This window comes from Streptomyces cyslabdanicus, from assembly GCF_052663305.1.
In genome coordinates this window covers 21,967-43,516 of the sequence record NZ_JBQRUW010000016.1, presented here as the reverse complement: position 1 = coordinate 43,516, position 21,550 = coordinate 21,967, and the positions used below count along the sequence as shown (strand labels likewise).

General features: G+C 72.6%; 21 protein-coding genes. 7 read left to right on the top strand and 14 right to left on the bottom strand.

Annotated elements, in window-relative coordinates; genetic code table 11:
* Positions 1–120: 120 nt before the first annotated feature.
* Together ACTYVM_RS10585 and ACTYVM_RS10580 are read right to left on the bottom strand one after the other, a co-directional pair.
* Entirely contained in the window at positions 121–570 is a 450-nt protein-coding gene (locus tag ACTYVM_RS10585) for a DUF3037 domain-containing protein (RefSeq protein ID WP_445525658.1), read from the bottom strand.
* Positions 567–1,331 carry a HipA family kinase gene (locus tag ACTYVM_RS10580; protein WP_445525657.1) on the bottom strand — a complete coding sequence of 255 codons (765 nt, stop codon included), beginning with the start codon at positions 1,329–1,331 and terminating at the stop codon, positions 567–569. Before ACTYVM_RS10580 ends, ACTYVM_RS10585 begins: the two co-directional genes overlap by 4 nt.
* A gap of 248 nt (positions 1,332–1,579) precedes the next feature.
* On the opposite strand from ACTYVM_RS10580, the gene ACTYVM_RS10575 reads away from it, so the two are divergent.
* Positions 1,580–2,065 (top strand): Rieske (2Fe-2S) protein, encoded by a 486-nt coding sequence (locus ACTYVM_RS10575; protein WP_445525656.1) that lies wholly within the window; start codon positions 1,580–1,582, stop codon positions 2,063–2,065.
* A gap of 30 nt (positions 2,066–2,095) precedes the next feature.
* On the opposite strand, the gene ACTYVM_RS10570 is transcribed toward ACTYVM_RS10575, so the two are convergent.
* Positions 2,096–2,998 carry a LysR family transcriptional regulator gene (locus tag ACTYVM_RS10570; protein WP_445525655.1) on the bottom strand — a complete coding sequence of 301 codons (903 nt, stop codon included), beginning with the start codon at positions 2,996–2,998 and terminating at the stop codon, positions 2,096–2,098.
* 74 nt (positions 2,999–3,072) lie between these two features.
* Between ACTYVM_RS10570 and ACTYVM_RS10565 the strand changes: the two genes are divergently transcribed.
* Positions 3,073–4,113, top strand: coding sequence for a DMT family transporter (locus ACTYVM_RS10565; protein WP_445525654.1), 1,041 nt, complete (start codon positions 3,073–3,075; stop codon positions 4,111–4,113).
* A 110-nt stretch (positions 4,114–4,223) separates the two neighbouring features.
* Here ACTYVM_RS10565 and ACTYVM_RS10560 read toward each other — a convergent pair whose 3' ends face one another.
* Positions 4,224–5,555 carry an aminotransferase class I/II-fold pyridoxal phosphate-dependent enzyme gene (locus tag ACTYVM_RS10560; protein WP_445525653.1) on the bottom strand — a complete coding sequence of 444 codons (1,332 nt, stop codon included), beginning with the start codon at positions 5,553–5,555 and terminating at the stop codon, positions 4,224–4,226.
* Positions 5,556–5,590: 35 nt separating this feature from the next.
* Between ACTYVM_RS10560 and ACTYVM_RS10555 the strand changes: the two genes are divergently transcribed.
* Together ACTYVM_RS10555 and ACTYVM_RS10550 are read left to right on the top strand one after the other, a co-directional pair.
* On the top strand, positions 5,591–6,274 hold the full coding sequence (locus ACTYVM_RS10555; RefSeq protein WP_445525652.1) for a pyridoxamine 5'-phosphate oxidase family protein: 684 nt from the start codon (positions 5,591–5,593) through the stop codon (positions 6,272–6,274).
* Positions 6,274–6,906 (top strand): FMN-binding negative transcriptional regulator, encoded by a 633-nt coding sequence (locus tag ACTYVM_RS10550; RefSeq protein WP_445525651.1) that lies wholly within the window; start codon positions 6,274–6,276, stop codon positions 6,904–6,906. The genes ACTYVM_RS10555 and ACTYVM_RS10550 overlap by 1 nt, the downstream gene beginning before the upstream one ends.
* Positions 6,907–7,117: 211 nt before the next feature.
* Here ACTYVM_RS10550 and ACTYVM_RS10545 read toward each other — a convergent pair whose 3' ends face one another.
* From ACTYVM_RS10545 to ACTYVM_RS10530, 4 genes are all read right to left on the bottom strand, one after another.
* Positions 7,118–7,282 carry a hypothetical protein gene (locus ACTYVM_RS10545; RefSeq protein WP_445525947.1) on the bottom strand — a complete coding sequence of 55 codons (165 nt, stop codon included), beginning with the start codon at positions 7,280–7,282 and terminating at the stop codon, positions 7,118–7,120.
* Positions 7,283–7,501: 219 nt separating this feature from the next.
* Positions 7,502–8,506, bottom strand: coding sequence for an EamA family transporter (locus tag ACTYVM_RS10540; protein WP_445525650.1), 1,005 nt, complete (start codon positions 8,504–8,506; stop codon positions 7,502–7,504).
* 160 nt (positions 8,507–8,666) lie between these two features.
* Positions 8,667–9,230: a Clp protease N-terminal domain-containing protein gene (locus tag ACTYVM_RS10535; RefSeq protein WP_445525937.1), complete on the bottom strand. Its 564-nt coding sequence runs from the start codon at positions 9,228–9,230 to the stop codon at positions 8,667–8,669.
* 211 nt (positions 9,231–9,441) lie between these two features.
* The gene (locus ACTYVM_RS10530) at positions 9,442–10,068 is read right to left on the bottom strand and encodes a PadR family transcriptional regulator (protein ID WP_445525649.1); all 627 of its coding nucleotides are present in this window, start codon (positions 10,066–10,068) and stop codon (positions 9,442–9,444) included.
* 170 nt (positions 10,069–10,238) lie between these two features.
* Here ACTYVM_RS10530 and ACTYVM_RS10525 point away from each other — a divergent pair, with 170 nt between their 5' ends.
* Positions 10,239–11,048, top strand: a complete 810-nt coding sequence (locus ACTYVM_RS10525; protein ID WP_445525648.1) for a PhzF family protein — start codon at positions 10,239–10,241, stop codon at positions 11,046–11,048.
* 59 nt (positions 11,049–11,107) lie between these two features.
* On the opposite strand, the gene ACTYVM_RS10520 is transcribed toward ACTYVM_RS10525, so the two are convergent.
* Positions 11,108–11,908: a CPBP family intramembrane glutamic endopeptidase gene (locus ACTYVM_RS10520; RefSeq protein WP_445525647.1), complete on the bottom strand. Its 801-nt coding sequence runs from the start codon at positions 11,906–11,908 to the stop codon at positions 11,108–11,110.
* 222 nt (positions 11,909–12,130) lie between these two features.
* Positions 12,131–13,657, bottom strand: a complete 1,527-nt coding sequence (locus tag ACTYVM_RS10515) for a glutamate-cysteine ligase family protein (RefSeq protein ID WP_445525646.1) — start codon at positions 13,655–13,657, stop codon at positions 12,131–12,133.
* 549 nt (positions 13,658–14,206) lie between these two features.
* Between ACTYVM_RS10515 and ACTYVM_RS10510 the strand changes: the two genes are divergently transcribed.
* A complete protein-coding gene (locus ACTYVM_RS10510) occupies positions 14,207–14,791 on the top strand; it encodes a hypothetical protein (protein WP_445525645.1) in 585 nt (194 codons plus the stop codon).
* Positions 14,792–15,194: 403 nt separating this feature from the next.
* Entirely contained in the window at positions 15,195–15,401 is a 207-nt protein-coding gene (locus ACTYVM_RS10505; protein WP_400029266.1) for a DUF5999 family protein, read from the top strand.
* Between the two features lie 100 nt (positions 15,402–15,501).
* On the opposite strand, the gene ACTYVM_RS10500 is transcribed toward ACTYVM_RS10505, so the two are convergent.
* The 4 genes from ACTYVM_RS10500 to kdpA all read right to left on the bottom strand — a co-directional run bounded on the left by ACTYVM_RS10500 (position 15,502) and on the right by kdpA (position 21,544).
* Positions 15,502–17,052 carry a glycoside hydrolase family 43 protein gene (locus tag ACTYVM_RS10500; protein ID WP_445525644.1) on the bottom strand — a complete coding sequence of 517 codons (1,551 nt, stop codon included), beginning with the start codon at positions 17,050–17,052 and terminating at the stop codon, positions 15,502–15,504.
* 69 nt (positions 17,053–17,121) lie between these two features.
* Complete coding sequence (gene kdpC / locus ACTYVM_RS10495; protein WP_445525643.1) at positions 17,122–17,754, bottom strand: potassium-transporting ATPase subunit KdpC; 633 nt, start codon at positions 17,752–17,754, stop codon at positions 17,122–17,124.
* A 5-nt stretch (positions 17,755–17,759) separates the two neighbouring features.
* Positions 17,760–19,883, bottom strand: coding sequence for a potassium-transporting ATPase subunit KdpB (gene kdpB, locus ACTYVM_RS10490; protein ID WP_445525642.1), 2,124 nt, complete (start codon positions 19,881–19,883; stop codon positions 17,760–17,762).
* Positions 19,883–21,544 (bottom strand): potassium-transporting ATPase subunit KdpA, encoded by a 1,662-nt coding sequence (gene kdpA / locus ACTYVM_RS10485; RefSeq protein WP_445525641.1) that lies wholly within the window; start codon positions 21,542–21,544, stop codon positions 19,883–19,885. Before kdpA ends, kdpB begins: the two co-directional genes overlap by 1 nt.
* Positions 21,545–21,550: the final 6 nt, after the last annotated feature.

Sequence of the window (21,550 nt, the reverse complement as noted above, 5' to 3'; positions counted from 1 at the left end):
CGCCCTTGAGAGAACCTGATCTACGGTGAGACGGTGAGCGACCGCTTAGTAGCTTGGGTGGATGCGACGCTAGAAGGCGTGGCACCCGGTGTCAACGGCCCACCGGGTGCATGTGATCCATTACCTCACCAGGAGGTCCAGCAACCGCTCCGCCTCCGCGGCCGGATCGGCGGTCAGTCCGGTGTGCACCGGACCGGGCTGGACGACGGTGGAGCGGGGCGCGACCAGCCAGCGGAAGCGCCGCCCGGCGTCGTCGCCCGCGGCCTGCCCGGCCGCCGCTCCCCCGGCGCACACGTTCTCGACAGCGGCGAGCGCGGCACGGACGCCCGCGACGTCCGCGTCCGGGTCCAGCGCCAGCAGCCGGGGCTCGTCCAGGTGGGTGCGGGCGCCGACGTAGGCGCGGGCGCGGCTGTAGACGAGTACGCCCGCGTTGATGCACTCGCCGCGCTCGACGCGCGGGACGACGCGCAGCAGGGCGTACTCGAAGACCTCGCGGTCGTCCGTCCGGCCGGCCCGGACGATGTGGCGGTCGCCCGCCCGGCCGCCTCCGGCGAGATGACGCTCGCTCACTGGGCCTCCTCGATGCCGTGGACGTGCTCGTGGATCACGGCGGCGCGTGCGAGCAGCGGTCGTGCATAGGCCCGCCGCAGGTCGTCGGGCGTGTCGAAGCCGGGCTCGCCGGTCAGCCAGGCGTCCGGGACCTCGGCGGTCACCTCGGCGAGCAGATCCTCGGTGACCAGGGGCGCCAGCCGGCGCGCGGCGGCGGCGACGTCCGGGCCGAAGGGCGCGAGGACGTGGTCCGAGGCGTCGTACGGCCGGCCCGCGAAGGCCTGCGCGCCGGGCCAGTTGTGGTGCCAGATCATCGTGGCGCCGTGGTCGATCAGCCACAGCTCCCCGCGCCATCTGAGCAGGTTGGGGTTGCGCCAGGAGCGGTCGACGTTGTTCACCAGCGCGTCGAACCAGACGATCCGTCCGGCCTCCTCGGCGTCCACCGGGAAGGCGAGCGGGTCGAAGCCGAGCGCTCCGGAGAGGAAGTCCATGCCGAGGTTGGTGCCACCGCTGGACCTGAGCAGTTCCTGCACCTGTTCGTCGGGTTCGCCGAGGCCCAGCACCGGATCGAGGTCGACGGTGACCAGACCGGGCACCCGCAGCCCCAGCCGACGGGCGAGTTCCCCGCAGACCACCTCGGCGACGAGTGTCTTGCGGCCCTGCCCGGCGCCGGTGAACTTCAGGACGTACGTCCCGAAGTCGTCGGCCTCGACGAGCCCCGGCAGCGAGCCGCCCTCGCGCAGCGGAGTGATGTAGCGGGTCGCGATGACGTCCTTGAGCACCGCCCCACTTTACCGGTGCGGTGCCGTGCGTCCCGCGGCCGGTCGGCTCCCCCGCCGATCGGGGTCCTGACCGAACTGAACACCGGATGCCCACCGCCCGTACCCCTGGGCAGACCAGGAACCCTGTGCGGACCCGCGCGGACCTGCGAGGGACCCCCGAGGAACCGCAAGGAACTCCGAGGAACCGCCAGGAACCGCCAGGAACCGCCAGGAACCGCAAGAAACTGCGAGCAAAGGGGAACGTCGGCATGACCAGTGAATCGCTTCGGCCCCAGGGGGCGCCGGCCCGCCGCACGGTGGTGGTGGCGGCGGGCGCGGCGGGGCTCGCCGCCGCGCTGACCGCGTGCGGATCGGACGACAAGCCCGCCTCCGGTGCGTCCACCGCCCAGAACGGGCCCGGCACGACCGGCGGTTCGGGCGGTGACGGCGCCTCGGCGGGTTCCGGCGGCACCGTGCTCGCGAAGACCTCCGACATTCCCGAGGGCGGCGGCAAGGTCTTCGGCAGCCAGGGCGTGGTCGTCACGCAGCCCGCGCAGGGCGAGTTCAAGGCGTTCTCCTCCGCCTGCACCCATCAGGGCTGCGCGGTGAACCGGATAGCCGACGGCGTGATCGTCTGCCCGTGCCACCAGAGCGAGTTCTCCGCCGCCGACGGCAGCGTCAGGAAGGGTCCTGCCCTGAAGCCGCTGCCCGCCAAGGACATCTCGGTCGCGGACGGCGAGATCAGGCTCGCCTGACACCCGACGGCACCGGACTTTGACGGTGCCTCAGGCGATCCGCGCGCCCACCGTGCGCAGGGCGTCGACGGCCGCGCGGATGGAGGGCCGGCGGTCGGCGTCGGCACGCCAGACAGCGTAGACGTGCCGCCGCACCACCTGCCGCACCGAGACGGTCCGTACCCCGGCGGGCAGCGGCCCGCGCCCGAGCCGGGGCGCCACGCACACGCCGAGGCCGGCGGCGACCAGGGCGAGCTGGGTGGCGTGTTCCTCGGCACGGTGGGCGATGCGTGGTTCGACGCCCTTGGAGCGCAGGGTGTCCAGGAGCCATTCGTCGCAGAACTCCGCCTCGCCCCAGGCGACCCAGTCGTCGTCCGCGAAGTCCTCCAGGTCGACCTCGGTGCGGTCGGCGTGGCGGTGGGCGACGGGCACCGCCACATCGGCGGGGTCGTCGAGGATCGCGGCCCGGGTGAGCCCGTCCGGCACCGGCAGCGGCTTGTTGTACCAGTCGAGCACGACGGACAGGTCCACGTCACCGCGCAGCACGGCGCGCACGGCGGCGGCCGGCTCCATCTCCGCGGTGCGGACCCGCAGGCCCGGATGCCTCTCGCGCAGGCGGGACAGGGCGGCAGGGAACAGCCCGCGCGCGGCGGTGGGGAAGGCACCGAGCCGCAGCTCGCCGACCACCTGTCCGCGCTGCGCCTCCAGATCGGCCTGGGCGAGCTCGACCTGCGACAGGATGCGCGTCGCGTGCTCGGCGAGCAGCCGTCCGGCGTCCGTGAGCCGTACCCCCCGGCCGTTCTTGGCGAGGAGCTGCTGGCCCACCTCCCGCTCCAGCTTGGCCATCTGCTGGGAGACGGCCGACGTCGTCACGTGCATCCCCTCCGCGGCACCGCTGACCGAGCCGTGCCGCGCGAGGGCGTCCAGCGTGCGCAGGCGCTCCAGATTCAACATGTAAGCGATACTACGAGGTATCGCACGCTAATTCTCGATTGTGCTACAAGGTCGTGGGCGTGCATCGTACGACCATGAGCAGCACCTCGCCCTCCTCCCCGCAGTCCAAGCCCGGTCCGGCCCGACCGGCCCGCCGTCCTGTGCACTGGCGGATCCGTTTCGCCTTCCTGTCGCTGGTCTGGGGCTTCAGCTTCCTGTTCATGAAGGTGGGCACGGACGGCTTCGCCCCGTTCCAGGTGACGCTCGGGCGACTGGTGTTCGGCACGGCGGTGCTCGCGACGGCGATGGCGGTGAAGCGGGAGCGGCTGCCGCGCGGCGCGCGGACCTGGGGGCATCTGGCCATCGCGGCGTTCTTCCTCAACGCGCTGCCGTTCTCGCTCTTCGCGTACTCGGAGCTGACGATCCCCTCCACCCTCGCCGGGATCTGCAACGCGACCTCGCCGCTGTGGGGCATGGCACTGTCCCTCGTCGCCCTCTCCGAGGACCGTCCGACCCGGCTCCGGGTGGCGGGCCTCGGACTGGGCTTCCTCGGTGTGCTGACGGTGCTCGGCGCCTGGCAGGGCTTCCACGGACTGGACGCCCGTGGCACGGCGATGGCGCTGCTGGCCTCGCTGAGCTACCCGGTCGGCTGGATCCACGTCCGGCGCACCTTGGCGGGTTCCACCGAGTCCCACCTGTCGCTGACCGGCGGCCAGCTGCTGCTGGCCACGGTGCAACTGGCCGTCGTCACACCACTGTTCACCAGCGCTCCCGACCATCTGCCCGTCATGCCGCTGCTCGCGATCGCCGCCCTGGGCGCCTTGGGCACCGGCTTCGCGATGCTCGTCCAGTACGGCCTGGTCGCGGAGGTCGGGCCGACCACGGCCCAGATGGTCACGTACTTCGTCCCGGTGATCGCCACCGCCGCCGGCGTCGCCGTGCTCGGTGAGAGCCTCAGCTGGTCGACCCCGGTCGGCGCGGTGATCGTCCTGGCGGGCGCGGCCCTGACCCAGGTCCGCCCGAAGAGCCGCGGCACGTCCGCCGGGCCCGTCACACCCCGGCCCGACCGGACACCCGCCGACGCCCCGAAGGCCCCCGAGTCCCCGTCCCGCCCCGAGCCGGCCACGACGGGGTAGCGGCCAAGGCCCCGGGATCCGCCCCGGGGCACGACCGACCTGAGTGCCCAGGGCCTGTCCCCCCGTTCCCGCCGGGCTCGCGACGCCCGGCGGGAACGGTCGGGCAGGCCTCAGACGTAACTGCGAGGCGGCGACGGCCGCAGGGACGTCGCCACCGCGTCCGCGAGCCGCTCGGTCTCCTCGTCGCGCAGGGTGGAGACGGTGATCCGGATGCCGGGCGGGGCGGCGAGCCGGAAGCGGGCGCCGGGGGCCACGGCCCAGCCGGCGTGCAGCAGGCTCGCGACGACGCCGGTCTCGTCCGGTACGGGCACCCACACGTTCATGCCGCTGCGCCCGTGGGCCGGGATACCGCGGTCGGTCAGCGCGCGGGCCAGCCGGTCGCGCCGCCGCCGGTAGGCCGCGGCCACCGCGGGCGAGTCCAGCGTCCCGTCCGCCCACAGCCGCACCACGGCGCGCTGGAGCAGGCGGCTGACCCACCCGGGTCCGAGGCGCTGCCGGCCGCGCACCCGGTCAACCGTGGTCTCGTCCCCGGTGAGCACGGCGAGCCGCAGGTCGGGGCCGTAGGCCTTGGCGACCGAGCGCAGGAAGGCCCACTGCCGGGTGGCGCCGGCGAGCGGATGCGGGGGCAGGTCCACGATGCCGTGGCCGTGGTCGTCCTCGATCAGCAGCGCCTCCGGATGCTCCCGCAGGACGGCCCGCAGGGCACGCGCGCGCGTGGCGCTCACCGCGGCGCCGGTCGGGTTCTGCGCCCGGGCCGTGACGATCAGTGCGCGGGCGCCGCCCGCGAGGGCCCGGCGGACGTCGTCGGCGCGAGGGCCCTCGTCGTCGACTCCCACCGGCGCCGTGCGCAGTCCGAGCGCGGGGACGAGGTCGAGGGTGCGGCCCCACCCGGGGTCCTCGACGGCGACGGTGTCACCGGGCCGGAGATGGGCGGCGAGGACGCGCTCCACCCCGTCGAGCGAACCGGAGAGGACGGTGAGCGGACCGTCCGGCACCCCGTCGGCGTTGAGCGCGGCACGGGCGATGCGGGCCAGCTCCGGCTCCACGGCCACGTCCCCGTAGAGCACCGGCTCACGGTCGGCCAGCGCGGCGGCCGCCGCGAACGCGGGTGCCAGCGGCGGCAGCAGCGCCGGATCCGGGTTGCCGCTCGACAGGTCGCGCACGCCCTCGGGCACGTCCAGGCGGACCCGGTCCCGTTCGGTCGTGGCGGGCGCGGACCGCACCCGGCTGCCGCGGCGCCCCGCGGTCTCGATGACCCCGCGCTCGCGCAGGGTCCGGTACGCGGCGGCGACGGTGTTGGGGTTCACCCCGAGTTCGACCGCCAACTCCCGCATGGGCGGCAGCGGTTGACCCGGCTCCAGGTCCCCGGCGCCCACCGCGCGCTCGACGCTCGCCGCGATCTCGGCTGCGCGGCGCCCCTCGATCCGATACTCTCCTAGCACAAAGCCGATTATGCACTAGTGCAATGGAGAGCGCAATGCAGGAGACCCAGCCGCCGACGTCACCGCCTGCCGCCTACACCCCGACCGACCGGACCGTACCCACCCGCTCCGCCGACCGGGCGTCGTACGACAGGGATCTGGTGCACGCGATACTCGACGAGGGCTACGTCTGCCACCTCGGCTTCGTCCGCGACGGCGGGCCCGCGGTGCTGCCGACGCTGTACGCCCGGGTCGGCGAGCGGCTCTACGTGCACGGTTCGACGGGCTCGCGTCCGCTGCGGATGGCCGGAAAGCCGGACCCCGGGCTGCCGGTCTGCCTGACGGTCACCCATGTCGACGGACTGGTGCTGGCCCGCTCCGCCTTCCACCACTCGATCAACTACCGCTCCGTGGTGGTGCACGGCACCGCCCATCAGGTCACCGACCCCGAGGAGAAGCGCGTGGCGCTGGACGCGCTGGTCGACCACGTGATGCCGGGCCGGTCGGCCGACTCCCGACCCGCCAACACCAAGGAGCTGGCCGCGACCGCCGTGCTCAGCCTGGACCTGGACGAGGTCTCCGCCAAGCTGCGCACCGGCGGCGTGAACGACGAGCCCGAGGACCTCTCCCTGCCGCACTGGGCAGGGGTGGTCCCGGTCCGCAGGGAGTACGGCACCCCGCTCGCCGACGGCGACCTGGCCCCCGGCGTCGCGGTCCCCGGCTATCTCACGGCGCTGTGATGCTGATCCACCCCTGGGACGCGCCCCGCGAGGACGCCGAGTGGCAGCGGTGGCTGTCCTCCCACGACTTCGGCCATCTGGCGGTCAACGGCCCGCCCGGCGAGCCGCCCTTCGTCCAGCCGCTGCACTTCGCCTACGACGCCGGGTGCGGCGAGGCCGTCACCCACCTGGCCCGCCCGAACCCGCTGTGGGCCGCGCTGGAGGCGAACCCGCAGGTGCTGCTGAGCGTCGTCGACGACTACGTGTACGTCCCCGGCCCCTGGCAGGCCGAGCCGGACACCCCGCCCGAGCACGGCGTCCCGACCAGCTTCTACGCCGCCGTCCAGCTCCGCTGCACCGCCCGTGTCGTGGACGATCCGCGGGAGAAGGCCGAACTGCTGAACCGGCAGCTGGGCCACTTCCAGCCCGAGGGCGGCTCGGCACGGGCGGCGGCGGGCGAGGCGCCGTACGGCCGCCTGCTGTCCGGCATCCGCGGGCTGCGGCTGGAAGTGACCGGTGTGCGCGCCAAGTTCAAGTACGCGGGCAAGCGGTCCGCCCAGGTCCAGGACCGTATCGCGTCGGCCCTCGCGGACCGGGACGGACCGCGCGACGCACCGGCCCGCGAACACCTGCTCCGCAGAAGCACAGGCTGAACGAACGGCCGCCCCACGGCAGCGCGACCTGACCGGGCGGCCCGCCCCGCCCGGAACGACCCGGGCGCCCGCTCCGGGAACGGCCGGGCGGACCCACCCCGGTAACGGCCCGACAGGCCCGCACCGGTGGCAGTCGAGCGAGTCCCTCCCCGGTGACCGCCCGGCAGGGGCGCCCCGGTGGTGGGTCCGTGGTAGGGGTCCGGGTGGCGCGTCAGGCGAGGACTGGTTCTTCTGTCCTCGTTCGGGCTCCGCGTGTCTCCGACAGGGCGAGGCCGGTGACCGAGCCGAGCATCAGGGCGGTGCCCCAGGCGGCACCGGCGACGATCAGGTAGCACAGGCCGCGCCCGACGGGCAGGCCAGGAGAAGCATGGGACATGGGTCGTCTCCGCAGAGGTGCAGAAGTTCGGGAGGCGGGACCCCGTCGGTCGGGATCCCGCGGACTTCCTCTGCGGGCAGCACCGTTCGGCCCGGCTCACCGCCGGGCGCGCTCACCGGAGGGCCCGCCTCAGGCGGCCGGAGGCGGAAGAACGCGTGCGTCCGAATGCATGATCCGCACTCTAGTACCGCGGCGGGCAACGCTTGCCCCGTCGCGGCACTAGGTCGCGGTTCCCCGGGCCGACAGCTCCCTTTCCGCACCGCCGCTCGCCACCGGCTCCGCCGAGCCCTTCGAGGGCGTGGAGGACTGTGCGATGAACGCGCCGAGCAGGACGACCGCGCCACCGACGACCTGCGGGGCCGAGAGATGCTCGCCGAGGAGCACCCAGGCCAGCACGGTCGCGATGACCGCCTCCAGGCAAGCCACCACTCCGGCGACCTGCGGCGAGAGCCGCCGTACGGAGACCACCCCGGTGACGTACGCCAGGACCGTGGCGACCAGGACGATCCACAGCAGCAGGGCGATGGCCGGGACCGACGTGCCGTTCATGTCCGCGCCGTGCGCGAGTACCGACCAGTCCATGCTCCAGGGGCGGGCCACGACCGTCAGGACGGCGGCGCCGATCAGCAGTCCGTAGGCGATGACGCCGAGCGGGTTCGGAGCCGCCTCGCCCGCGTCGCCGCCCTGGTCGGACAGCACGAAGTAGCCGACCTGGCAGCAGGCCGCGCCGAGCGCGAGCAGCAGTCCGAGGACGTCGAAGCTCAGGCCGGACCACACCTCGACGACACAGGCGAGTCCGCCCGCCGCGAGGACCACGCCGAAGGCCGCGGCACGGGTGACCGGCCGCCGCTGCACGAACCGGACCCAGCCGAGCACCAGGGCGGGCGCCAGGTACTCGACGAGCAGGGCCACCCCGACGGGGATCCGGGAGAGCGCGGCGAAGTAGCAGGCCTGGACGCCGGCGACGGCGAGCAGACCGAACCCGGCGAGCAGGGCCGGGCGGCTGCGCAGCAGCCCGCGGTGGCGTACGGCGAGCGGCAGCATGACCAGGGCCGCGCCGGTGGCGCGCAGCCACACCACGTGCAGCGGATCGAGACCCGCCTCGATCAGCGGCTTGGCCGCGACACCGGAGCCGCCGAAGGCGACCGCGGACACGAGTGCGAGACCGAGCCCGACACCCTTGCCGGAACGGCCCTGACTGGTCTGAGACGTACGCACCGGCACATGATGACAGGCGATGACATGAGCGTCACCTTCGATGGCACCTGTCTCATCGCCTGGACGGGAGCATCACCGGACAGACCGGGCGAAAGACTCGGAATGCTCCACCGGAAGACCCCGCCGGGACCGCTCACCCGCGGCCGGGGCACCCCTTCTGTCCCACTCAGTGGGCGGGCCCGCCGTCCGAGGCGTACTCCCCCGGACAGTCCTTGGCATCGTTGTCGAGCCGCGCGGCGAGTTCTCCCGCGTCGATCGCGGCGCCGGTGAGCACCTCGACGGCGCGCGCCTGCGGGTCCACGACGATCGCCGCGAGCAGGTCGACGCCGCGCGCCAGCTCGTCGCCCCGCCGGGCGGCGCGCTCGCAGGCGTGCTCCAGGGCGGCACAGGCCGCCGGCGAGAGGCCGTCGGCCTCCGTCACCACGGGCAGGGCGCCGGAGTCCTCGACGGCACCCTGCCAGCGCAGGCCGTATCCGATGCTGCGCTGCACGAGGTAGCCGAGCAGCCGGGCCATCTGCGGCCCGCCGTCGAACAGGGCGCGCACCTCGGGGTCGGACTCCAGGAGCGCGTGCAGCAGGTGGGCGGTGTCGATCTGCCGGTCCCCGTCCCGGACCGCCCGCCTGCGGGCACCGGCGACCGCCGCCGCCAGCTCGACACTGAGCCGGGCGTCGTCGTCCGGACGGGGGGCGTCCTGCCCGGAGGGCGGCTGCCGGGGAACACGGGATTGCACATCGTCCAGCTCACCAGCCTCTCCGGCTCCGGTCATCCCCGGCGGGAAGCATTTCGGCGTCCCACGGGAAGTGGACCCGGGCGGACGGAATCTCCTCCTTACGGATGAGATCAGGAGGCGTCCACACAGGAACTCCCCAGGAAACACACAGGCGCGCGGGCCCCGGAGCCTCCCCGACATGGAGGGGGTTCCGGGGCTCGCGGCCCGACCGTCAGTCCTCGTCGGCGAGGATCAGGTACAGCTTCTTGCGCGCCTCGTTGATGACGGCGAGCGCCTTCTCCCGCTGGTCCTTGCTGCCGGTCTTCCACACCTGGCCGAAGGCCTCCATCAGACCGAAGCCGGCCTGCCGGATCTCGCCGAGGGCCTCCCAGTCGACACCGCGCGAGGCCTCTTCCCAGGGCGCGTCCGGGCCCTCGTCGGCCGCGGTGCGGCCCGCCTCGGTGAGCGAGAACAGCTTCTTGCCGCCCTCGCTCTCGCTGACGATCAGTCCCTCGTCCTCCAGCAGCTGGAGGGTGGGGTAGACCGAGCCGGGGCTGGGCTTCCACGCGCCGCCGCTGCGCTCGGCGATCTCCTGGATCATCTCGTAGCCGTGCATGGGACGGTCCTTCAGCAGGGCCAGGATCGAGGCCCGCACATCACCCCGCCGGGCCCGGCCGCGCGGCCCGCCGCGCCCTCGGCCGCCCCAGTGCCCCGGGCCGAAACCCGGTCCGAAGCCGGGGCCGAACCCCGGCCCGCCCGGGCCGAAGGGCCCGAAGGCCGCCCGGCGCTCCTCGAAGCCGCCGCGGCCGCGACGGGGGCCGTCGTGTCGGTGCCCGTGCTCGAACCCATGGGTACGCATCGCCACCACTCCATTCGATCATCGACCTGTCGCGATGCCTCAACGATATATCGGAACAGCTCGCTTTGGCCACCCCTGACGAACTGCGGGTTGCGGGTTCCTCCTTTTCGAGGCCGCCGCCCCCGGATTGGCCTTGGTCCGCCGCTCGCCGGAGCCCCTACCGTCGGGGCATGCGGATTCGAATCGTCGACGCCTTCACCGACCGCCCCTTCGCCGGCAACCCAGCGGGGGTGCTGCTGCTGGACGCCTTCCCCGGCGACGACTGGCTCCAGAAGGTGGCGCTGGAGGTCAACCACGCCGAGACGGCGTTCGCCCACCGGCTGCCCGAGGGCGGCGAGGCCGACTGGGCGCTGCGCTGGTTCACGCCCGCCACCGAGGTCGCCCTGTGCGGCCATGCCACCCTCGCCACCGCCCATGTCCTGCGCACGACGGGCGCGCACGAGGGACCGGTGCGCTTCGCCACCCGCAGCGGTGTGCTCATCGCGAGCCCGGCCGGCGACGGCGCGATCACCCTGGACTTCCCGACCGCCCCGCTCACCGCGGTGGACGTTCCCGACGGGGTCGCCCGGGCCCTCGGTGCCGAGCCCCGCACCGCCTACGACACCGGGACCGCTGTCGGCGACCTGGTCCTGGAGCTCGCCGACGAGAAGACCGTCCGCGCCCTCGCCCCCGACCACAAGGCACTGGCCGCCCACTCCGCACGCGGCGTCATCGCCACCGCCCGGGCCGAGGACGCCGCCCGCGGCTACGACTTCGTCTCCCGGTGCTTCTTCCCCAACGTCGGCATCGACGAGGACCCGGTCACCGGCAGCGCCCACACGGCCCTGGCCCCCTACTGGTCCGAACGCCTCGGCCGCAGCGACCTCACCGGGCTCCAGGCCTCCGCCCGCTCCGGCCTCGTGCGCACAGGCCTGCGCGGCGACCGCACCCTGCTCACCGGCCACGCGGTCACCGTGATCGAGGGCGACCTGCTCGGGTAGGAACCCGCCCAGGAACACGAAAGGGGCGTACGGCACTCGTACGCCCCTCCCCGCCGCGCTCACGCCGTCGGCAGCCAGCCCACCTTCCCGGCCAGCAGGGCGTAGCCCACGAACGCGCCGACGTCGAGCAGGGTGTGGGCCACCACGAGCGGGCCGACCCGGCCCCACCGCCGGTACAGCCAGACGAAGACCACGCCCATCACCATGTTGCCGACGAAGCCGCCGACGCCCTGGTAGAGGTGGTACGAGCCGCGCAGTACGGAACTGGCCGCCAGCGCGGACCCCGGGGTCCAGCCGAGCTGCCCGAGCCGGCGCAGCAGGTAGCCGACGACGATGACCTCTTCGAGGACGGCGTTCTGCAGGGCGGAGAGGATCAGCACCGGGAACTTCCACCACACGGCGGGCAGCGCCTCGGGCACCACGGTGAGGTTGAAGCCGAACGCGCGGGCCGCCAGGTAGAAAGCGATTCCGGTGCTGCCGATCACCGCCGCGACGAGCGCGCCGCGGCCGAGGTCCGGCCAGGGGCGGGTGCGGTCGAAGCCGAGCGCGCGCAGGCTGCGCCCCTCGCGCAGCAGGAAGTGGGCGACGAGGGCCACGGGGATCAGGGCCGTGGCGATCCCGAACAGCTGCCAGGCGAGGTCGAGCCAGGGACGTCCCGGAGCGGCGGAGGCGTTGAGGGTGGTGGCCTGGTCCTTGAGGCCACCGGGTTTGGTGACCGAACCGACAAAGCTGATCAGCGCGGAGACCCCGCTCGCCCCGAGCGAGAGCCCGAGGACGAGCAGCGTCTCGTCGCGCAGGATCCGTCGCGACGGCCGCTCCTGCCGTGGGGAGTCCCCCACCGGCTGTGACTCCGCCAGCACGCCTGCCTCCGTTTCGGTCGTCCCGCCACGAGGCGCGCCACCCCGCCGCACGGATACGGCCGGACACCGGCACGGTGCGCACGCGCGGCGCCACCGTCGTGGGACGTCACAGCTTGCCCGATCCCTCACCCGCGGGCGCGAGTGCCCCCCGCTACGGCGAGGCGGCACCGCCGGCCAGGACGGGCCCTGGTGCCGTGGCTCCGGGCGACGACGGGGCTTTCCTCACAGGCCCTGGACGACCGGGACCGGTTCCGGCAGGCCGATCGGCCAGGTGTGGACCGGCTCGCCGCACTTCGTCAGCTCGCGGTAGCGCCGGGTGGCGGCGGCCAGGGCTGCTTCCCTGCCCATCCCCTGCTCCAGTGCCCGGTGGAAGGTGGCGGCCTGCCACTCCGCGCCGTTGGTCCGGCGCCGGCACCGTTCCTCGATCACACCCAGGTACAGGTCCCGGTCGGCGCGCTCCACGCCCCAGGCGCTCAGTCCGGCCTCCGCGAGCGGGAGCAGTTCGTCGCGGACCAGGGTGACGGCGTCGACCTCGGCCGTGCCGGAGTGGCGCCCGCGCCGGGGCCAGGTGAACCGGGCGTCGATGCCGTACCGGCAGGCGGCGTCGAAGTTGGCCGCCGCGTCCTGGAAGGGCAGCCGGGTCCACACCGGCCGGGGCTCCTCGGCCAGGGCGCGCACGAGGCCGTAGTAGAAGGCCGCGTTGGCGATCACGTCGGTGACGGTGGGCCCGGCGGGCAGCACCCGGTTCTCCACGCGCAGGTGCGGTACTCCGTCCGCGATGTCGTAGACCGGGCGGTTCCAGCGGTAGACGGTGCCGTTGTGCAGGACGAGCTCGGCCAGCTTGGGCACGCCGCCCGCGTCCAGCACGTCGAGGGGGTCCTCGTCGTCGCAGATGGGGAGCAGGGCCGGGAAGTAGCGCAGGTTCTCCTCGAAGAGGTCGTACGCCGAGGAGATCCACCGTTCGCCGAACCAGGTGCGCGGCCGCACGCCCTGGGCCTGGAGTTCGGGCGGGCGGGTGTCGGTGGACTGCTGGAACAGCGGCGGCCTCGACTCCCGCCACAGCTCGCGCCCGAAGAGGAACGGCGAGTTGGCGCCGACGGCTATCTGCGCGGCGCCGGCCGCCTGAGCCGCGTTCCACACGTCCGCGAAACGGCCCGGGGTGACCTGGAGGTGCAGTTGCACGGAGGTGCAGGCGGCCTCGGGCGCGATCGACTTCGAGGTGCAGGTGAGATGCTCCACGCCGTCGATGTCGAGGGTGAACTCCTCTCCGCGGGCCGCCACGATCTGATCGTTCAGCAGCGCGTAGCGGTCGACGGCGGAGAGATTGGACGAGACCAGATCGTCCCGGCCGAGGGTGGGCAGAATACCGATCATCGCTATTCCGGCGTCCACCTCACCGGCTTTCCGGTCGGCATATGCCAGCGACGTCCGTATCTCCTCGGCGAGCTGGTCGAATACCCGGCCGCCCAGGCGGTGTGGGGCAATGTTGACTTCCAGATTGAACATGGCGAGTTCTGTTTGGAAGTCACGACTCGCGATGCGCTCGAGAACTTGCGCATTCAGCATTTTCGGCAGGCCGTCGGGGCCGACCAGATTCAATTCGATCTCCAGCCCCATGAGGTTCTTCGGCCGGTCGAACCGCTTCTCGTGCAGCAACCGCTCCAGCCCCGTCAGACACCGCCGCAGCTTGTCGCGGTAGCGGTTGCGGTCCGACAGGTCCAGCTGGCCGGCGACGACCTTCTCCCCCATCGCAGCGTCCCTCCTCGCAAGGCGGGCCGTAAGATCCGGCCGCCGGGGTCCTGGTCAGGTGGGATGATGCCCCGCCGGCGCGATCGATAACGCCCCTCTCCCGCCCGCACCGACTACTCTGGTCCTGTGTGACCGGAGGCACATTCACGGGGCATGCGGCACTCGGCGGTTTCGGGTACCCCGTGAAACTCGTGAAAAACGCCGACAAGATCAGGCCGACCGCCGTGCGGGCACCACCCGAGGTCATCGCGATACGGCTCACCCGGAGCAGGGATGATTCCCGATCGAATCCGGCCGAATAGACTCTTGCCGTTCACATCGAAAACAGCTAGGCGAAACACCACCTGAACATTTGTCGTATAAACTCTGCACCACAGCAGAAGTTGGCGCCCACAGCCCTGAACCCTGTCAGGAGCCCGTGAGGCAGGCCGCGCCCCTCGCTCACCAGAGCCCCGGCTCCAGCCTCCTCCTGCCCTGAGAGCTGACAGCGCCGTCCGCACCCAGCCCGCCCTCGCGCCACCGTGCCTGTCGAATGAGAGGCGACCCACCATGCCGCTGCACGTCCCCCCGGCTCCCGCGCCCGCCCTGCGCTCCGTCCTCACGGCACTCGGTTCCCCCACCGCGGTCCGCGAGGCCGGGTCCGCCGCCCTCCGCTCCGCCCAGGAGCCCGCGGTCCCCGATCTTCCGCTGCCGGTACACGTCCTGGACCGGATCACCCCCGAGGGAATCACCGCGACCAGGCTGGCCGGGTGGCGCTTCCTGATCCGCTGCGGCGACCAGGCGGTGGCCGCGGCCGAGACGATGCTGACTCCCGATGGCTGGACCTTCTCGCACTTCTTCGAGGGCCCCTACGTCACCTCCACCGAGCGCGCGTTGCGGCAGGCGGAGGCCATGAGCCAGCCGTACCAGCCGCGCCTGCTGTCCATGCCCAGCCTGTACATGCTCACGCTGTGGCTGCACGGCGACCTCTCCGACGACGGCTCCACCGGCCACCCGGCGGCCACCGACCTGCTCGTGCCGCTCGCGCCGGCCCCGCCCGGCATCGCGGCCCACCTTCCGCACCGGGTCGCCGATCTGCTCCCGGTCCTCACCCATCGGGTGGCTCCGATCCGGCTCATGGGCTCCCCCGCCTGACCTCACGCCCGCCGATCGGCGTCGTACCCCGCTGCCGGACGTGCCCGGCAGCGGGGTACGACGCCGTTCAGCCGCCCGGATGCACCCGTACGAGGCGAAATCCGCCCGGACGACCCGCGTCCGCGCGACGGAGGTCCCCACGGGGGGTGTCATCGGACTAGCCCCATCCGGCCAGTGCGAACCATCCGAAGAGGCGGTGCCGTCGGGATGAACCGCTCGTGCGTGTGACGCGTCTCCAACCGGTGAGAAGCGGTGCCGCGAAATCCCTGCGGAATCGGACCCGCGGGGGAACACTGGTTTCGGACCACTCGACAAACGGGGGGCGGCCATGGAGAACACCATCAGCCGCGGAACACGCACGACAGCCGACAGCGACCACCCGACAGAGCGAAAGATCCCCTCAATGTGCCTGCACCAGCCACCGTGCCCGTCAGCCGACTCCGCCGACCGGGAATCCGCCCGTCTGGTGGCACACCACCCGGAGCAGGGCTGGAGCCTGCTGTGCAACGGCGTCCTGTTCTTCGAGGACACCGGTGAACTCCTGCCGGACGGCCAGATCATCGCCCCGCACCGCCCGCCGGGCGCGGACCAGGTGGTGACCGCCGCCTGAGCACCACCGGACGGCTCCGGCGAGCCGCCCGCGGATCACCAGGGGCCGGCGCGCACACCCGCGCGTACCGGCCCCGAAGCGCGTCCGGGACCGGGCCCCGTCACTCTCCGCCTCGACGGCGCAAAGGCCGCGGCCGGTAGTCGAACCAGTCGAAGGCCGCGCTGCCCTCGGTGACGTACATGCCGATCACCCGCCCGGTGAAGCCGGCCGCGACCTGGGTGGACAGGTAGCGCCCGTCGAGTTCGGCCAGCACCGACGTGCCCTCCGGGCCCTCGACCGAGAAGGCGATCACGTCCGGGCCGGCCGCCCGGGCCCCGGTCGCGGCCAGGTCCCCGGTCGCCTGCCGGTCCGCGGCCGTGACCGTGGGCGGGGGCACGTCGTCCGTGCGCACGTCCACGACGAGGGTGAGCGGTCCGGGCGGCACCGGGCGTTCCGCGATCCGCTGCCGCAGCGGCCCGATCCGGGCGACCACGCCCACCACTCCCCCGCCGATCTCCACGTCGTAGTGGTGCGCCTCGTCCAGCCGGACGGACAGGCCGGCCCGCCCCGAGACCGCCTCGACGCGCGCCGCCACCCGGCAGTCGGGATGCTGCTGCCGGCGTCCGACGAAGGTGTGGCCGGGCCGGTCGAGGCTGTCGCCGGTCGCGTGGAGCGTCAGCCGGCCGGGGCGTTCGCTCAGCGACCAGGAAGCCTCCGGCCTGCTGCGCGGGGAGATCCACACCGGCGCCAGGGCCGGCGCGTCGAAGTCGTCCCGCTCGGGCGGCGGCGGCAGGGGGTGCCAGGCCGCGGGCGCCGGATGCCGCTCGCGCACCGGGCCGACCCGCGGCCATCCGTCCACCCACTCCACCGGGGTCAGGAAGGTCTCCCTGCCGAGCACGTGGAACTCCGGGAACCAGCCCCGGGGCCGGGTGCCGAGCAGCACCATCCACCAGGTGCCGTCGGCCGCTTGCACCAGGTCGGCGTGGCCCGTGCACTGGACGGGCAGGTCGGTGCCGCGGTGGGACAGGACCGGGTTGTCCGGCGCGGGCTCCCAGGGGCCGCGCGGGGAGCGGGCGCGGGCGATCGAGACGCCGTGGCCGTGCCCGGTGCCGCCCTCGGCCAGCATGAGGTACCACCAGGCGCCGATCCGGTACAGGTGCGGCGCCTCCGGGTGCTGAAGCCCCGTTCCCGACCACGCGGGCAGCGGCCCCTCCAGGACCTTGCCGGTCGCCGTGTCGATCCGGGCCACCCGCACCCCGGCGACAGCGCACCAGCAGGAGCCGTCGTCGTCCCAGGCGAGGTCGGGGTCGATCCCCGGCAGGTCGATCCAGACCGGGTCCGACCAGGGCCCCCGCGGATCCTCGGCGCTGACCAGGAAGGTGCCCCCGGCCGCCACATTGGTGGTGATCACGTGGAAGCGGCCGTCGTGGTGGCGGATCGTCGGGGCGTAGATGCCGGCGGAGGCCGGGAGGTCGTCCGGCAGCTCCAACTGCCCCGGCCGGTCCAGGACGTTGCCGATCTGCCGCCAGTGCACCAGGTCGCGGCTGTGGAACAGCGGGACCCCGGGAAAGTACTCGAAGCTCGAGCACACCAGGTAGTGGTCCTCCCCCACCCGGCACACGCTGGGATCCGGGTGGAAGCCTCCGATCACGGGGTTCTCGTACGTCCGCACGGCCGCACTGTAGGTGCGGCCGTGGAAGCGGACAAGAGGCCTCGGACGGATTGACGGGATGGCGGAATGTCAGTGACCGGTGGTCAGTTCCCTGAGCGCGACGTTGAGTTGGAGGACGTTCACCCGCGGCGCGCCGATGAAGCCGAGGGTGCGGCTCTCGGTGTGCTCCCGCACCAGGTGCTCGACACGGGTGACGGGCAGGTGGTTGCGCTCGGCCACCCGGTGCGCCTGGAGCAGCGCGTACGCCGGGGAGATGTCCGGGTCCAGGCCCGAACCCGAGGAGGTCACGGCGTCGGCCGGAACCTGCGAGGGCTTCACCTTGTAGTCGGACGTCGAGTTGACCCTGACCACCTCGGCCCGTGCCCGCTCGACCGCCTCGACCAGCTTGGGGTTGTTCGCGGCGAGGTTGGTGGCACCGGAGACGAGCAGCTTGTACTGGGTGTTCGCGGTGTTCGTGCCCAGCCCGGCGGCCGGGCGCGGCTGGAAGTAGTCCAGGCCGTAGTGCTGTTGCCCGATCAGGGAGGAGCCCACGACCCTGCCGCCCTCCCTGACCTCCGAGCCGTTCGCCCGGTGCCCGAGGAAGGCCTGGGCCACGCCCGTGACGACGAGCGGGTAGACGACGCCGGTGAGCAGGGTCAGCGCGAGCAGTGCCCGCAGGCCCGCCGACAGGAGTCGGCCGGTGTTCACAAGGGACTGGTTCATATGCGTCAGCCGATCCCGGGAATCAGGGAGATGATCAGGTCGATGAGTTTGATCCCGACGAAGGGGGCGATCAGCCCGCCGAGGCCGTAGACGGCGATGTTGCGGCGCAACATCCGGTCCGCGCTCGTCGGCCGGTAGCGCACCCCCCGCAGGGCGAGCGGCACCAGCACGATGATGACGAGCGCGTTGAAGACGACCGCGGACAGGATCGCCGAGTCCGGCGAGGACAGCCGCATGATGTTCAGCTTGTCCAGGCCCGGGTAGACCGCGGCGAACAGGGCCGGGATGATCGCGAAGTACTTCGCCACGTCGTTGGCGATGGAGAACGTCGTGAGCGCGCCGCGGGTGATCAGGAGCTGCTTGCCGATCTCGACGATCTCGATCAGTTTGGTCGGGTCGGAGTCGAGGTCGACCATGTTGCCGGCCTCCTTGGCGGCCGACGTACCGGTGTTCATCGCCACGCCGACGTCGGCCTGGGCCAGCGCGGGCGCGTCGTTGGTGCCGTCGCCGGTCATCGCGACCAGCTTGCCGCCGCTCTGCTCGCGCCTGATCAGCGCCATCTTGTCCTCGGGCGTGGCCTCGGCGAGGAAGTCGTCGACCCCGGCCTCGTCCGCGATCGCGCGGGCGGTCAGCGGGTTGTCGCCGGTGATCATGACGGTCCTGATGCCCATCCGGCGCAGTTCGGCGAAGCGTTCGCGCATACCGTCCTTGACCACGTCCTTGAGGTGGATGACGCCGAGGACCCGGGTGCCGTCCTGGTCCTCGGCGGCGACCAGCAGCGGTGTGCCGCCCGCCGCGGAGATCTCCTTCGAGAGGCGACCGGCGTCCTCGGCGATCCGCCCGCCCTGTTCCTGGACCCAGGCGATGACGGACCCCGTCGCGCCCTTGCGGATCCTGCGGCCGTCCACGTCCACGCCGGACATCCGGGTCTGGGCGGTGAAGGCGATCCACTCGGCCCCGGCGAGCTCGCCCTGGTGCCGTTCGCGCAGCCCGTACCTCTCCTTGGCCAGCACCACCACGGAGCGGCCCTCGGGCGTCTCGTCGGCCAGCGAGGAGAGCTGGGCGGCGTCCGCCAGCTCGGCGGCGGTGGTACCGCGCACCGGGACGAACTCCGCGGCCCGGCGGTTGCCGAGGGTGATCGTGCCGGTCTTGTCCAGCAGCAGCGTCGACACGTCGCCCGCCGCCTCCACCGCCCGCCCCGACATCGCCAGCACATTGCGTTGGACCAGCCGGTCCATCCCCGCGATGCCGATGGCCGACAGCAGCGCGCCGATCGTCGTCGGGATCAGGCAGACCAGCAGCGCGACCAGGACCACCATGGTCAGGTGGGTGCCCGCGTAGTGGGCGAACGGCGGCAGTGTGGCGCAGGCGAGGAGGAAGACGATCGTCAGCGAGGCGAGCAGGATGTTCAGCGCGATCTCGTTGGGCGTCTTCTGCCGGGCGGCGCCCTCGACCAGACCGATCATCCGGTCGATGAAGGTCTCGCCGGGCTTGGTGGTGATCTTGACGACGATGCGGTCCGACAGGACCCGGGTGCCGCCGGTCACCGCGGACCGGTCGCCGCCGGACTCGCGGATCACCGGCGCCGACTCCCCGGTGATGGCCGACTCGTCGACCGAGGCGACGCCCTCGACGACGTCCCCGTCGCCGGGGATGACGTCGCCCGCCTCGCACACGACGAGGTCGCCGACGTGCAGCTCGGTGCCGGGGACCTCGGTCCCGTCCACCCGGTGCGCCACGGTGTCGGTCTTGGCCCGGCGCAGGGTCTCCGCCTGCGCCTTGCCGCGGCCCTCGGCGACCGCCTCGGCGAGGTTGGCGAAGACGACGGTGAGCCATAGCCAGGCGCTGATCGCCCAGCCGAACCAGTCGCCCGGCCGGGTGAGGGAGAAGGCGGTGGTCAGCAGCGAGCCGATCCACACCACGAACATCACCGGCGACTTGACCATCACCCGCGGATCGAGCTTGCGGAAGGCGTCGGGCAGCGACCTGAGCAGCTGCCGGGCATCGAAGAGACCGGCACCGACCCGGCCGCGGCCGGACGGGTTCCCGGCGGGCACGTCGCTGTGCGGTGCCCGGGTCCTGGTGACTGCGGACATGGAGTCCCCGTGGTTCTGTGTGGAGGTGGTCATCACGCCAACCCCTCGGCGAGCGGGCCCAGCGCGAGGGCCGGGAAGTACGTCAGACCGACGACGATCAGCACGGCGCCGACCAACATGCCGGTGAACAGCGGCTTCTCGGTACGCAGGGTGCCCGCGGTGACCGGCACCGGCTGCTGCGCGCCCAGGGAGCCGGCCAGGGCGAGGACGAACACCATCGGCAGGAAGCGGCCGAGCAGCATGGCGAGCCCGGTCGTGGTGTTGAACCAGTCGGTGTTCGCGTTCAGGCCGGCGAACGCCGAGCCGTTGTTGTTCGCGGCCGAGGTGTAGGCGTAGAGCACTTCGGAGAATCCGTGCGCGCCCGGGTTGAGCGCCGAGTGCGGCGGGGTCGGCAGGGCCATCGCGAGGGCGCTGAACACCAGCACCAGCGCCGGGGTGATCAGGATGTAGACGGCGGCCAGCTTGATCTCCCGGGAGCCGATCTTCTTACCCAGGTACTCGGGGGTGCGCCCGACCATCAGACCGGCGATGAAGACCGCGATGACGGCCATGATCAGGATGCCGTACAGGCCCGATCCGACACCGCCGGGCGCGATCTCCCCGAGCATCATGCCGAGCATCGCGATCCCGCCGCCGAACCCGGTGAGCGAGGAGTGCGCGGCGTCGACGGCGCCGGTCGAGGTGAGCGTGGTCGACGCGGCGAAGATCGAGGAGGCCCCGATGCCGAACCGGACCTCCTTGCCCTCCATCGCGCCGCCCGCGATCCGCAGCGCGCCTTCGTGATGGGCGAACTCGGTCCACATCATCAGGGTGACGAAGGCGAGCCAGATGGTGGCCATCGCCGCGAGGATGGCGTAGCCCTGCCGGACCGAGCCGACCATGACGCCGAACGTCCGGGTCAACGCGAAGGGGATCACCAGGATCAGGAAGATCTCGAAGAGGTTGGAGAACGGGGTCGGGTTCTCGAAGGGGTGTGCGCTGTTGGCGTTGAAGTAGCCGCCGCCGTTGGTGCCCAGTTCCTTGATGGCCTCCTGGGAGGCCACGGCGCCGCCGTTCCACTGCTGCCCGCCGCCGAGGAACTGGCCGACCTCGTGGATCCCGGAGAAGTTCTGGATCACCCCGCAGGCCACCAGCACGATCGCGGCGACCGCGGCCAGCGGGAGGAGGATACGCACGGTGCCGCGCACCAGGTCGGCCCAGAAGTTGCCCAGTTCACCGGTGCGGGACCTGGCGAAGCCGCGTACCAGGGCCACGGCCACGGCCATGCCGACGGCCGCCGAGACGAAGTTCTGCACGGCGAGACCGGCGGTCTGCACCACGTGCCCCATGGTCTGCTCGCCGGCGTACGACTGCCAGTTGGTGTTGGTGACGAAGGACGCGGCGGTGTTGAAGGCCTGGGCGGGGGCGACGGACCGGAAGCCGAGCGACAGCGGCAGCACGCCCTGGATCCGCTGGAGCAGGTACAGGAAGAGGACACCGGCCACGGAGAAGGCGAGCACGGCGCGCATGTACGCGGGCCAGCGCATCTCCGCGTCCGGATCGGCGCCGACGGCCCGGTAGATCCATCTCTCGACCCGCAGGTGGCGCTGGGCGCGGTAGACGCCCGCCATGTAGGTGCCGAGCGGTACGTAGGCGAGCGCCAGTGCGGCCATGAGGGCGAGCAGCTGGAGCACTCCGGCGAGTACGGGACTCATGGCGCT

What these genes read in the sequence shown, in the direction of transcription:
- ACTYVM_RS10575 (WP_445525656.1), top strand. Translation starts at nt 1,580, where the DNA reads ATGACCAGTGAATCGCTTCGGCCCCAGGGGGCGCCGGCCCGCCGCACG.
- ACTYVM_RS10570 (WP_445525655.1), bottom strand. Translation starts at nt 2,998, where the DNA reads ATGTTGAATCTGGAGCGCCTGCGCACGCTGGACGCCCTCGCGCGGCAC.
- ACTYVM_RS10565 (WP_445525654.1), top strand. Translation starts at nt 3,073, where the DNA reads ATGAGCAGCACCTCGCCCTCCTCCCCGCAGTCCAAGCCCGGTCCGGCC.
- ACTYVM_RS10555 (WP_445525652.1), top strand. Translation starts at nt 5,591, where the DNA reads ATGCAGGAGACCCAGCCGCCGACGTCACCGCCTGCCGCCTACACCCCG.
- ACTYVM_RS10550 (WP_445525651.1), top strand. Translation starts at nt 6,274, where the DNA reads ATGCTGATCCACCCCTGGGACGCGCCCCGCGAGGACGCCGAGTGGCAG.
- ACTYVM_RS10545 (WP_445525947.1), bottom strand. Translation starts at nt 7,282, where the DNA reads ATGTCCCATGCTTCTCCTGGCCTGCCCGTCGGGCGCGGCCTGTGCTAC.
- ACTYVM_RS10530 (WP_445525649.1), bottom strand. Translation starts at nt 10,068, where the DNA reads ATGCGTACCCATGGGTTCGAGCACGGGCACCGACACGACGGCCCCCGT.
- ACTYVM_RS10525 (WP_445525648.1), top strand. Translation starts at nt 10,239, where the DNA reads ATGCGGATTCGAATCGTCGACGCCTTCACCGACCGCCCCTTCGCCGGC.
- ACTYVM_RS10515 (WP_445525646.1), bottom strand. Translation starts at nt 13,657, where the DNA reads ATGGGGGAGAAGGTCGTCGCCGGCCAGCTGGACCTGTCGGACCGCAAC.
- ACTYVM_RS10510 (WP_445525645.1), top strand. Translation starts at nt 14,207, where the DNA reads ATGCCGCTGCACGTCCCCCCGGCTCCCGCGCCCGCCCTGCGCTCCGTC.
- ACTYVM_RS10505 (WP_400029266.1), top strand. Translation starts at nt 15,195, where the DNA reads ATGTGCCTGCACCAGCCACCGTGCCCGTCAGCCGACTCCGCCGACCGG.
- kdpC (WP_445525643.1), bottom strand. Translation starts at nt 17,754, where the DNA reads ATGAACCAGTCCCTTGTGAACACCGGCCGACTCCTGTCGGCGGGCCTG.
- kdpB (WP_445525642.1), bottom strand. Translation starts at nt 19,883, where the DNA reads ATGACCACCTCCACACAGAACCACGGGGACTCCATGTCCGCAGTCACC.
- kdpA (WP_445525641.1), bottom strand. Translation starts at nt 21,544, where the DNA reads ATGAGTCCCGTACTCGCCGGAGTGCTCCAGCTGCTCGCCCTCATGGCC.